The sequence below is a fragment of the Pseudomonas avellanae BPIC 631 genome (assembly GCF_000444135.1).
In the GTDB taxonomy this organism is placed as follows: domain Bacteria; phylum Pseudomonadota; class Gammaproteobacteria; order Pseudomonadales; family Pseudomonadaceae; genus Aquipseudomonas; species Aquipseudomonas avellanae.
In genome coordinates this window covers 1-2,672 of sequence record NZ_ATDK01000103.1, presented here as the reverse complement: position 1 = coordinate 2,672, position 2,672 = coordinate 1, and the positions used below count along the sequence as shown (strand labels likewise).

Sequence of the window (2,672 nt, the reverse complement as noted above, 5' to 3'; positions counted from 1 at the left end):
ATGTGCATCAGAACTTCGCCATCGCCTGGCTCAAAGAAACCGGCGAAGACCTGCTCGCCTGCCGTGATTGCGATCCGTCCTCCAAGCGTCTTCAGTTCCAGAGCGGCACGCGATTGATGATGCAACTGTTGCGCACCCAGGCTCAGGTGGGTCAGCCCAAAACCAACCCAAGCACAAGGATGACGTGGGCGACTATGAAGCACCCGTTCGGGATATCCAGAGCGGTTACATGGTGGCTGCCAATAACGTCACCCAGTTCATCTACATAGAGAACCAGTACTTCCGCTGGCCGCCGCTGGCTGACCACATCAAGAACCTGGCGGGGAAATACTTCAAGGCAGGCCGCAAGGAACCCCTTTATCTTTTTGTCATCACCAATGACACCAAGGACGGGGTCGGCATGGGCACGGCCAAGACCCAGGAAATGCTCGCCAGCCTGGGCCGGGCCGAGACCATTCCGGCCATCACCAAGCTGCGAATGATCAAGGAGATGAAAAGTGAAGCCCCGGTCAGACCCCGGCCAGACGGGCCAAATGACCGTGCCGGGCAGAGAAAGCTGGACGAGTGGCAAGCGGAGATAGACAGGAAAACCAAGGAGATTGAAGACACCAAGCTGGAACTGGAGCCAGTAACAGGCTTGAAGATTCATGTCTGTTCATTGGTCGCCTTCGACTCGCCTGCTGGTGAGCCCTGGATGCCGGTTTACATCCACTCCAAGCTGATGATCGTCGATGATGTTTACACCACACACGGCTCGGCCAACATCAATACCCGCAGCATGATGGTGGATAGCGAACTGAACATTTGTCACGAGCATCCAGAGTTTAGTCAGCCATTGCGGCGGCGATTGTGGGATCTGCATACGAAGGGACGAGGGATGCAGGACGATCCTAAAGAAGCTTTTGCAGCTTGGCAGGAAATCATCAAACGGAATAAAGAATCTCGAGACAACAAGCTTAAGCCTGATGCCCCTCTAGTTGAATTTCTTTACGCTGAAACCTCTATGACGGACTTTGACTAATGCGCCTGACTCTTTTGCTCTCAAGCCTGCTGTTAGTTGCCTGCAGCTCCGGCAACGCCATTACTTTACGGACAAAGGACACTCCCTTGAATCAACTCAGCGAAGTCAACGCCAAGCTGGCATTTACCTGCGTACACGAGAAAATCCCGACACCCTTGACAGAAACGGATGTGCTGTTCCAGTACGCCCGTTGGTTACAGAAAAACAACCAGATTCAGCAGGATGAAACGGTCGATGTCGAGATCGGAAGACTGTACCGCATCGCAGCAGAAAACAATCACTACAAAGCTAACGTCAACTTGCAGAACGGCGCTATGCGCGGCCAGTTCAAGCTCTCGGGTGGGGAAAGACTGCGCCTTAGCCAGCAGTTAATAGATGCACACGTGGCTTCGGGATACTACATGATCGCTATCTACCTTCAAAAAGGCGCGGCTGGTCTGCAACAAGATGAAAATATGTCACTGCGTTACTTTCGCAAGGCGGCGGATGAGGGAAGTGCGCAAGCGCAAGCCTACGTAGCTGAAAAGCTCGCGCCTATTGATATTGCTCCGGACATTGCAAGACAAATGCGTCGTTGTGCTGCCGAGCAGGGTAACGGCAAGGCAGCTGGAGCATTAGGTGTCCACTTATCAACAGCCAAGCAATATCGAGCCGCGTTGGAAGCCTTTCAGCTTGGCGCAGCGGCAGGTGATGAAACTTCCGCGTCTTTTTTGAGCAAGGGCTTTCGCGGACCCCAACCCGATGATCGCCTGTATTATCTAGGCCAACAGGAAGACTTGGAGCGCGCCGAACGTTATAAGAAAATCTGGAGCCTTCTGGCAGATTGGTCCTACGCCAATCCAAGCGTTCCCGAAATCAACGAAATCGTCCCCCTGCCACCAGCCAAGCTTCCTGCCTGGGATGGCAAGCTGAAATGGGTTGAAGAGCGTCAAGCCAATATACCGCCGCCCAAGCCTTCCGAGGCGTTGATCGAGCAACTGGCCAAGACGATGGTGCTCGATCCCAAAACAGGTAAGCCGTTGCCGGGCTCTCCGGTTTACAGCAAGGAAGACTGATCACATACCCATGTGCCCAACGGGTTTGCATGTGCCTACAGTATCGGCACATGCAAATCCGCACTCATACCCCACTCCGTTCCGGACGCCAGCTATGCGTTTGCTCTATCTGAATAATAATGTTAGGCAGCGGACGCACAACCCACCCACACCTACATGGACAACGCGATGCACACCCTGATCTATTTATTGCTGGCCGTTCTTCCTGCGATAGCAATGGCCGAAAAAAACGACTTGCCTCCTGCGAGCTCCGGGGAGCGTGCTTTACAGAATAACCTCAGGTTTAAATGTCATCGTGAAGCTGACGTGCTGCCGCCGGTAAATCAAGACGCAAATACGCTCTACCAATACGGCTTATTTCTTCAACAAAGAGAACGCCCGAGTGACATCAGTGATGCAGCACGCTACTACCGAGTTGCAGCCGCTCACGGACACTACAAGGCTGCAACCAATTTACAGACATTGATCACACAAGGCCTTGCACACTCGCCCAACGGACAAAAAGAAGCCTTAGCACTGGTAGAAAAATTTATGACACTCGGTGTTCCAAGTGCTTACTACGACATGGCACACTACCTTGAATCTGGTTATGGCGT

Annotated in this window: 1 protein-coding gene and 2 pseudogenes; all 3 read left to right on the top strand. The window is 53.0% G+C overall.

Going from position 1 to position 2,672, the window contains the following annotated elements; translation table 11 throughout:
* Nucleotides 1–1,021, top strand: a pseudogene (locus DW49_RS01000000128110) (phospholipase D-like domain-containing protein); the annotation flags it as partial.
* Complete coding sequence (locus DW49_RS0107095; protein WP_024421157.1) at nucleotides 1,021–2,076, top strand: SEL1-like repeat protein; 1,056 nt, start codon at nucleotides 1,021–1,023, stop codon at nucleotides 2,074–2,076. The pseudogene DW49_RS01000000128110 and the gene DW49_RS0107095, both read left to right, overlap by 1 nt.
* 168 nt (nucleotides 2,077–2,244) lie before the next feature.
* Nucleotides 2,245–2,672, top strand: a pseudogene (locus DW49_RS0107090) (SEL1-like repeat protein); the annotation flags it as partial.

Excerpts from the sequence above, each read along its gene's own strand:
- DW49_RS0107095 (WP_024421157.1), top strand. The coding sequence starts at position 1,021 with ATGCGCCTGACTCTTTTGCTCTCAAGCCTGCTGTTAGTTGCCTGCAGC.